This window comes from Dysgonomonas sp. Marseille-P4677, from assembly GCF_016652235.1.
Lineage (GTDB): Bacteria > Bacteroidota > Bacteroidia > Bacteroidales > Dysgonomonadaceae > Dysgonomonas.
The window spans coordinates 1-9015 of sequence record NZ_JAEPKU010000163.1; the positions used below are offsets into that span (position 1 = coordinate 1).

Annotated in this window: 8 protein-coding genes and 1 other RNA gene; 6 read left to right on the forward strand and 3 right to left on the reverse strand. The window is 37.6% G+C overall.

Going from position 1 to position 9015, the window contains the following annotated elements:
* Window positions 1-638 precede the first annotated feature (638 nt).
* Window positions 639-2306: an arylsulfatase gene (locus JGH11_RS17905; protein WP_201114081.1), complete on the reverse strand. Its 1668-nt coding sequence runs from the start codon at window positions 2304-2306 to the stop codon at window positions 639-641.
* Between the two features lie 114 nt (window positions 2307-2420).
* Window positions 2421-3290 carry an NAD kinase gene (locus JGH11_RS17910; RefSeq protein ID WP_201114082.1) on the reverse strand — a complete coding sequence of 290 codons (870 nt, stop codon included), beginning with the start codon at window positions 3288-3290 and terminating at the stop codon, window positions 2421-2423.
* A gap of 204 nt (window positions 3291-3494) precedes the next feature.
* Between JGH11_RS17910 and JGH11_RS17915 the strand changes: the two genes are divergently transcribed.
* From JGH11_RS17915 to rnpB, 6 genes are all read left to right on the forward strand, one after another.
* Window positions 3495-4226 carry a pyridoxine 5'-phosphate synthase gene (locus JGH11_RS17915; protein WP_201114083.1) on the forward strand — a complete coding sequence of 244 codons (732 nt, stop codon included), beginning with the start codon at window positions 3495-3497 and terminating at the stop codon, window positions 4224-4226.
* A 25-nt stretch (window positions 4227-4251) separates the two neighbouring features.
* Window positions 4252-5094, forward strand: a complete 843-nt coding sequence (locus JGH11_RS17920; protein WP_236264136.1) for an energy transducer TonB — start codon at window positions 4252-4254, stop codon at window positions 5092-5094.
* A gap of 73 nt (window positions 5095-5167) precedes the next feature.
* Window positions 5168-5710, forward strand: a complete 543-nt coding sequence (locus tag JGH11_RS17925; protein ID WP_201114085.1) for a DJ-1 family glyoxalase III — start codon at window positions 5168-5170, stop codon at window positions 5708-5710.
* An 81-nt stretch (window positions 5711-5791) separates the two neighbouring features.
* The gene (locus JGH11_RS17930; RefSeq protein ID WP_201114086.1) at window positions 5792-6472 is read left to right on the forward strand and encodes a DedA family protein; all 681 of its coding nucleotides are present in this window, start codon (window positions 5792-5794) and stop codon (window positions 6470-6472) included.
* A 114-nt stretch (window positions 6473-6586) separates the two neighbouring features.
* Window positions 6587-7888 (forward strand): NAD(P)/FAD-dependent oxidoreductase, encoded by a 1302-nt coding sequence (locus tag JGH11_RS17935; RefSeq protein ID WP_201114087.1) that lies wholly within the window; start codon window positions 6587-6589, stop codon window positions 7886-7888.
* A gap of 113 nt (window positions 7889-8001) precedes the next feature.
* Window positions 8002-8363, forward strand: an RNA gene (gene rnpB / locus JGH11_RS17940) — RNase P RNA component class A.
* 95 nt (window positions 8364-8458) lie between these two features.
* On the opposite strand, the gene JGH11_RS17945 is transcribed toward rnpB, so the two are convergent.
* Window positions 8459-9015: hypothetical protein (locus tag JGH11_RS17945; RefSeq protein WP_236264138.1), on the reverse strand; the 557-nt coding region annotated here is incomplete at its 5' end.

Genomic DNA, 9015 nt, shown 5'->3' on the forward strand with positions numbered 1-9015 from the left:
ATTTGCAGAGAGAGATGCTGTTCAGTTTATATGTTTTCTAATTATTGATGAAGGTATGATAAAATGCATAGATAATTTTTCCTATAGTTTTCTGTTGAGATTGACAACTCATAAGAATTGAAGTATTTATGAAATTTACAACTTTTGCGTAATTTATATAGTACTGTTCTTTATTGAAGAAATGAATGGTATAGCTATCGATAAACAATGCGGTCAAGGATAATGAAAGGATTTATATTCATGTTTGTTATTATGAATCAGACCAAAGTATGAAGTATGTTTTGACTCCAATGTAAAAAAGAGATCGTAAACAGAATATATTGATTTATGCTTTTCTCGAGAATAAAGAGTTATACTTGCCCATGTCGATTCAGTGAGTATCGTTAAGGGCAACTCCTCAATATAGGTTTTGAAAGACTATTTCCATTCGAAATAGAAAATCTGGTATTGTTTGGGAGTCCTGTTATCAATGTAAAAGGATAGTTGGATTTTTGGGATTGTAGTAAGTTTTTGAAAAAAACAGCAACAAGAGTTTAGAGAAAAGCATGATAGTTATAATCCTACTCAAATATAACAAAATAATTCAATCACTTTAAAATGTATATGGAATATGAAACCTATTTTTATTTTATCATATTTTATTTCGGAGCAGGTACAACAAGGCATCGTTTTGCCCATTCGTCATATTGCTTTATCAACTTTTCTAAGACTTTAGGATTACTCACTGCTACATTATTTAATTCCGTACGATCTTTATTTAGATTATATAATTCCCAAGAATTATTCCTTCCCGGCTGAATAATCTTCCAACCGTCTTTTGTTATCAAAGCCTTTTCGTTGAAATGCTCAAAACCCAAATAGTCATGTCCTACCCTTCTGCCATCCTTCAGAATAGGCACAAGACTCTTTCCTTCAAGTGGAATTATTTGATTTCCATTATAAGTTTTAGGATACTGGGCTTTTGCTAAATCGAGACAAGTCGCCATTATGTCTATTATATGCCCCTGTTGGCTCGTCACATCCCCCTTCTTCACTTTCAATCCCTTAGGCCAATAAGCTATCAGAGGTGTATTAATACCACCTTCATATGACTTAGCTTTCCAAAAACGGAAAGGAGTATTCGCCACATTCGCCCATTTGGCCCCTATCGACGCATATGTCAACTCCGAGCCGGGCAATACCTCTTTCTTTCGGGGATATATTATTTTTTCACCTATGCGTGTCATATCAGGACGATCGTTTTCTCCCTCGCTATAATTTTGGCAATCTTCGTTGCTACATCCATTATCCGACATGAAGAAAATAATAGTATTGTCTAACTGACCGTTTTCCTCTAAGGTCTTCAACAACTCACCTATACCCTGATCCATACGATCTACCATTGCTGCATGAACAGCCATAGCTCTGGCGTCCCATTCCTGATCGGGATTATCCTCCCATTTGTCAGAAAATTGACGAGGCGAAAGATAATCTTTAGAGTTTGGAAAAATACCTTTTTCTTTCATCCGCTGATAACGCCTATTGCGGATAGCATCCCAACCTTCTTTATAAGTATCCTTATATTTCTCTATATCTTTGGGTAATGCATGTAATGGCCAATGTGGAGCAGTGTAAGATAAGTACATAAAGAAAGGCTTATTACCTTTCACATATCGGTTTACATACGAAACGGCACTATCCGATAAAGCCTGTGTGATATAATAATCTTTCGGTACATTCTTCACAGGAGTCTCCCCATTTACTAGACTAAATGGATCAAAATAATTTGCAACACCATAGATAATACCATAAAAATCTTGAAACCCTCTATTTACCGGATAACATTTCTTATCTGCAAAATCTTCGTGATATACCTGATGTGCCAGCCACTCTCTCTGATCTTTCTTTAATGGGGTTTCAGCTACATGCCATTTTCCTATCATACCGGTTTGATAACCTGCATCTTTTAGTACCTCAGCTATAGTCACTCCATTTTCAGTTAGTTGTCCTCTATAACCTGGCAAATTTTCATTAAAGGTCATCCGTCCTATTCCTGCTTGGTGGGGATAAAGCCCTGTAAGCAGTGATGCACGTGTAGGACAACTACGCCCGGCATTATAAAAGCTATTAAATCTCAGTCCTTCCGAAGCAAGTTTATCCAAATTAGGTGTCTGAATTTCACCTCCGTAACAACCCATATCGGAATAACCAAGGTCGTCTGCTAAAATAACAATAATATTAGGCCTATCGTCTGTCTGTGAATGGGCATTAAAACATAATCCGGCCAGTGCTGTCAACGAACATGCACCAATAACTCTGTTCTTCATATTTAAGATATCATCAATATAATTTCACTTCCGTTTTTAGTAGAAATTACTCTACAAAATCAAAATATCTTTGAAATCGGGCATTCTGACTTCTCAAAAGATTCTTTTCTATAATTAACTTTGTCTGGGATCTACACCCCACATAAGCTTATTACGTAATGTATTGTAAAATGTATTCTCTTTTCGTTTTAAAACCTTAAGACTGAAATCTGCCTTTTTTATAATCAGTTTTGTCCCTGTGACAAATGTATTTGAACGTCCATCGAGCGATATCAGGAAACTCTCGTTACGACTTTCTACATCTAGTATCAACACACAATCATCTGTAACAACCAAAGGTCTGTTACTCAAACTATGGGGTGCTACTGCTGCAATAATAAAATTTGATGCAGTAGGAGCCATAACAGGGCCCCCGATACTCAATGCGTAAGCAGTTGATCCCGTAGGCGTAGCAATAATCAAACCATCAGCTTCGTACGACGTCAAATATTCATCGTTTATATGGGCATGAACCGTAATCATCGACGCTGTGTCCTGCTTTAGTATAGCTACCTCATTTAAGGCATAATTGAAACCATGATAATCTCTATGTTCGGTAGATAATTGCAATTGGCTACGATGCTCTATACGATAGTTTCCAGAAAAAATATCGGCAAATGTGTCTTCCAGATCCTCCTCCCCGACATCAGCCAAGAAACCCAAACGCCCTGCATTTATCCCTAATATAGGCATATTTTTCTTACCTATAATAGATGCTGTACGCAAAAACGTCCCATCGCCTCCAATGCTCACAACAAGATCGACATCGAAGTTTTCATCTTTAATAATTCCCGCAATATTATATTGTAAATGAAGAACATCTCTCAGATACTTATAAAATTTATCCTGAAGATATATTTCAACGTCATTATCCATCAAAATTTTGAATAACTTTTCTACTTGTACTTTCTTCTGATGTTTACTTCCAAATATTGCAATTCTCATTATACCATTGTTTTACCCGATATGCACGGCATAACAAACAAATAACCGGCAAACCTGTTAATAAATTGGAACTGATACACTCTTTTTCACCAAATCGTATTACCTTTGTCAAGGTATCACATTACAAAGTTGCTAAAAAGATTTAACTTTATAATGATAGTTTTTAGTATTTGATATCGATACCGTTGTTTTTAATTGTTTTCTATGACTAGACTTAGTGTAAATATTAATAAAATAGCCACTCTGCGCAATGCTCGTGGTGGCAATGTTCCCGATGTATTGCAAGTAGCTCTCGATTGTGAAAAATTTGGAGCTGAAGGTATTACAGTCCACCCTCGTCCAGATGAAAGACATATAACATATAAGGACGTTTATAATCTGATAAACAGGGTGAGAACAGAATTTAATATTGAAGGCTATCCGGCGCAGAAGTTTGTAGATATGGTTGTTACAATACGGCCTACCCAAGTAACCCTTGTCCCTGACAAACCAGAGGCTATAACCTCAAATGCAGGGTGGGATACAATAGAAAACCAGCAATTATTGTCCGATTTGGTCGATGAGTTCAAATCGGCGGGTGTGCGCACATCTATATTCACCGGAACCGATCCGAAAATAATAGAATTTGCGGCTAAAACGGGTACCGATCGGATAGAACTGTACACAGAGCCTTATGCAAGAGAATATATTAAAAACAAAGAAACGGCCGTAGGTCCTTTTGTAGAAGCTGCGAAGATAGCGAAGAAACTTGGACTCGGTGTAAATGCAGGACACGACCTGAGTCTTGAAAACTTGCATTATCTCTATAAGAACATACCATGGTTAGACGAAGTATCGATTGGTCATGCGCTGATCAGTGATGCTCTATATATGGGATTAGAAAAAACAATTAAGGCATATAAAAATTGTCTGAATGCAAACCCCGAATTAGATTAACGATATGGAGGCACAAAAAGATAGAATGATAAGTATCATAGGAACGGCGAGTTTCCACTTGCTGATCATCCTATTTCTTTTGTTTTACTACCTGACACCATCGCCTATAGTACGACATGCCGAGGAATTGGAAGGCGTACCTGTCATGTTTGGTAACGTAGCTGATGCAGGTGGTGACGACGAACCTTTTGGCAGGGGTAATGGAGACAAAGGTGCAATAGAAGCAACTTCTCCCAATGTAGTAGAAGACCCCATACCAATGGTAGAAAATACTACTCCAAAAACAAAACCGACCGTAACCAATACTGAAAAAGCTGCCGTTACACAAGATTTTGAAGAAACTGTAGCTATAAAAGAAGCTAAGAAGAAAGCAGAAGAAAAAAAACAACAGGAAGCAGCCGAGCAAAGAAAAAAAGCAGAGGCTGAACGAGTTGCTCAACAAGAAGCTGCAAAAAAAGGGCAAATCAACAACCAAATGGCAGGACTGTTTGGCAACGGAACAGGAAGTGGAAGTCGAGGTGAAGGTCAAGGCGAAGGTACTCAAGGTGTTCCTACCGGAAATGCCAGTTATGGAAAAACATCAGGTGTTGGAGGATGGGGCTCATTCGACCTAGGTGGACGTAGCCTTGGTAGTGGCGGACTGATAAAACCTAATTATTCGGTAGATGACTATGGGACTGTAGTGGTTGATATATTGGTAAATGCAAAAGGAGATGTGGTAGAAGCCACAATAGGAAAAGGTACAAATACCCCGAATACAAATCTACGTAATGAAGCTATAAGAGCTGCCAAGCGTACTAAGTTCAATGTTGTATCCTCAGTCATTAACCAGAAAGGAACTATAACATACAAGTTCAATCTGAATTAAAACGACAAGTCGCATCAAGCTCCATTAAACGAAAATATAGAAATTGCATAAAACACTTAAAACTCAAATTAAGATGAAAACTATATTTGTATTTCTAACCACAGGATTTGAAGAGATTGAAGCTCTTGCTACGATCGACATTCTGCGTCGTGCGGATTTAAATGTAAAATCAGTATCTCTTACGGAGAGTAAACAAGTAGTAGGTAGCCATCAGATACCTGTTACGGCTGATCTTCTATTCGATGAGGTAGATTTTGCTTCTGCTAGAATGCTCGTTTTACCGGGAGGCACTACCAAATTTAATGAACATGAAGCTATGAAAAAAGAACTTCTTGCATTTGCCAATAAAGGGGAAAAAGTTGCTGCAATATGCGCTTCACCCATGGTGTTGGGTGGGCTGGGTTTGTTAAAAGGTAAAAAAGCAACTTGTTATCCGGGATACGAACAATATCTCGAAGAAGCTATTCTCGAAACTGACAAAGCTGTAATTATTGAAGGAAATATAACCACAGGACGTGGCCCTGGCCTCACAATAGATTTTGCTTTATCTTTGGTAGAACAATTAGCTGGTAAAGAAAAACGTGATACAGTAGCCGCAGGGCTACTAGTTAAATAGAATTTGATAAGAAATGATGAGGTCATAAAATCTCATCATTTCTTATATTATAATAAAAAGTAAATATAACACAACCTAAAAATGGAATTCTTGCACGAAGCCTGGAATTTTTTCCTCAACTTACTAAGAGATACCGGTGGTACACTGGACATGCTCGTTACTGAATATGGCGTATGGGTTTATGCCATATTATTTTTGATTATTTTTTGCGAAACAGGATTAGTTGTTACACCTTTCCTGCCCGGCGATTCATTATTATTTCTGGCAGGAGCAATAGCTGTACGTCCAGATAACCCGCTTCACATCTATTTTCTTGTAGCCATACTCATTATTGCAGCTATTATCGGCGATGCTGTGAATTATACTATCGGTCGCTTCTTCGGGGAAAAGCTATTTAGCAATCCGAAATCCAAGATATTCAAACAAGAGTATCTGGAAAAAACAAACAAATTTTATGAGAAACATGGAGGTAAAACCATTATTCTAGCCCGTTTTGTACCGATAGTACGTACCTTTGCTCCATTTGTAGCAGGGATGGGACGAATGAGTTATAAACATTTCTTCTCTTATAATGTTATAGGAGGTATAGCATGGGTTGTGATCTTCTGTACACTCGGAGCTCTTATAGGACGTATGGAGTGGGTAGAGAAGAACCTAGATAAAGTAGTAATCATTATTGTTGTTGTATCCATATTACCGGCTATATATGAAGTGATCAAAGCCAAATGGGGAGGACAAAAAGAAGTGAAAGCAGAAGAATAAAATAAAGATATTTTTTGTATCTTAAATTCTATTACCACTAACATATATAGATTAATTGATATCTATATGTTGGTGGTATTATTATTAATAACGAAACCATAAAGGATTCATTATATGAACTATATAACAAACATACCCGATCCGGGAGAAAAAAAACGCCTGGTTATTATCGGTGGCGGATTTGCCGGACTAGAACTGGCAAAAAAAATAAACAAAAAACAATATCAAGTCGTATTGATAGATAAAAACAACTATTATCAATTTCAGCCACTATTTTATCAGGTAGCTACCAGTGGATTGGAACCCAGTTCAATATCCTATCCACATAGAAAAAGCTTTCAGAAAACAAAGAATTTTCACTTTCGCATGTGCGAAGCAGAGCTTGTGATACCTGAAGAAAAATGCGTGCGGACTAATATCGGAAATATAAAATACGATTATCTGGCAATATCAACAGGCTGCGATACGAATTATTTCGGAAATGACAGTCTAAAGGATAGTACTTTCGCTCTAAAATCCGTATCCGAATCATTATTATTACGCAATAGAATACTGCTTAGTTTTGAAGAAGCTCTTAGCGCTAAAGACGAAGAAGAGCTGAAAGAAATATTATCTTTCGTTATTGTCGGAGGTGGAGCCACCGGAGTAGAACTGGCCGGAGCACTTGCCGATATGAAAAAGTCTATCTTACCAAAAGATTATCCTGAAACAGATTTTTCGAAGATGGAAATACATCTTGTCGATGCTTCCCCTCGCCTACTGTTTGCCATGTCGGAAAATGCATCAGACGGTGCAGCCAAAACATTGGAAAAACGAGGAGTAATTATACATCAGGAAATTTCTGTAAAATCGTACGAAAAACCTTTTGTTGAACTTAGTAATGGCACTAAATTAAGAACACGAAATGTATTCTGGGTAGCAGGTGTAAAACCTAATAGTCTGAAAGGCTTAGAAGAAGCGGCGTATAACAGGGGGCGACTTGCGATCAACGAATACAATCAAATACAAGGTTATGATGACATTTTTGCTATCGGTGATACAGCTCTCCTTATATCCGACTCAAGCCCAAAAGGACATCCTCAAGTAGCTCAGGTCGCTCTACAAATGGCAAGACGACTTGCGAAAAATTTGAATCACACTACAGATCTTAATAAATGGGAGAAATTTATTTATATAGATAAGGGTTCATTAGCTACAATAGGACGTCATGCTGCCGTCGCCGATCTTGGCAAGTTCCGGTTTGGAGGTTGGTTTGCCTGGTGGCTATGGCTATTCATACACATAGTATCTATAGTGGGCATGAGAAATAAAGTTTCAATATTTATAGACTGGGTATGGAGCTACCTCAACTATGATGTATCTTTACGTTTGTTTATCCGTCCTAAGTTTAACAAGATGTATACCAAGGAGGAATAAAACAATTGTGTTTTGTCCTACGTTTAGTTTTTCACAAGGACTTATCATCTCCAAAGAATTGTGATGAACCAGTAAAAACTTATAACATATTATACGTACCTTTGCAGGCTAATGCAGTAGGCCGGTTTGTCGCTGACTACCTTCGGGTAGAAAGAGGAAAGTCCGGGCAACACAGGGCATCGTACTTCTTAATGGGAAGCTGTTCGTGAGGGCAGAGTTAAGGTAACAGAGAATAACCGCCTCCGTAAGGAGGTAAGGGTGAAAAGGCGAGGTAAGAGCTCACCGCCTGTGCAGTAATGTATCGGGGCCGTACCACTTGCGAGTTGTAAGACCATGTATACCGGCGTATGTAGGGCTGCCCGCCCGATGCCGGGGGGTAGGTCGCTAGAGCCTGTCGGTGACGGCAGGAGTAGATAAATGACAGACACCTTGCTATAGTAAGGAACAGAACCCGGCTTACAGGCTTACTGCATTTTTCTATTTGCAAATCTGCATATAATCGACAAGGGAAAATAAGCAAATACTGCCTATCTTTATACTTTACGAGAATAAAAAATAAGGGTAATTAAATTAATACTCACTTTTATTATACCTTTCATTTACAGAGATCCCTTTATACTGAGGGTTGCTATAAATAAAAGATTCTCCAAACAGAGTGCTTTGGGAGGATTCTTTTTCCAATTGGTAAGCAGTAGCCATATATCTTAACAGGGCAACATGCTTGGTAGGTTTAGACTCAAAGAGGCCCCGTTTTTCTGAAATACGAAAGAAAAAATTCCTGTCGGCAAATATAATTCCCAATTCTCCGTATGAAGGATCATTATTCAAATCTGCACCTTTAGCATACTTCAAACTATCTGCATTCCCAATATATTTTTCTTTACCATTAAAATAAATACGTATCTCATTAGAATGGGAAAAGGTTATTTTCACATATTTAAAAAAGAATACAAAAAAGAAAATATTAAAGATCAATATAGCGGCAAAAAAGTATCCGAAGTATTCAAATACATCTACACTAAAGAAAAAAATTACAAAAATGATCCAAACAGGAATAACAAACATTAATAATTGTTTCATAGGACAGATCAAAGCCCAAAATTTAAACTCTTTCATGTGTTTTATTA

What these genes read in the sequence shown, in the direction of transcription:
- JGH11_RS17905 (WP_201114081.1), bottom strand. Translation starts at nt 2,306, where the DNA reads ATGAAGAACAGAGTTATTGGTGCATGTTCGTTGACAGCACTGGCCGGA.
- JGH11_RS17910 (WP_201114082.1), bottom strand. Translation starts at nt 3,290, where the DNA reads ATGAGAATTGCAATATTTGGAAGTAAACATCAGAAGAAAGTACAAGTA.
- JGH11_RS17915 (WP_201114083.1), top strand. Translation starts at nt 3,495, where the DNA reads ATGACTAGACTTAGTGTAAATATTAATAAAATAGCCACTCTGCGCAAT.
- JGH11_RS17920 (WP_236264136.1), top strand. Translation starts at nt 4,252, where the DNA reads ATGATAAGTATCATAGGAACGGCGAGTTTCCACTTGCTGATCATCCTA.
- JGH11_RS17925 (WP_201114085.1), top strand. Translation starts at nt 5,168, where the DNA reads ATGAAAACTATATTTGTATTTCTAACCACAGGATTTGAAGAGATTGAA.
- JGH11_RS17930 (WP_201114086.1), top strand. Translation starts at nt 5,792, where the DNA reads ATGGAATTCTTGCACGAAGCCTGGAATTTTTTCCTCAACTTACTAAGA.
- JGH11_RS17935 (WP_201114087.1), top strand. Translation starts at nt 6,587, where the DNA reads ATGAACTATATAACAAACATACCCGATCCGGGAGAAAAAAAACGCCTG.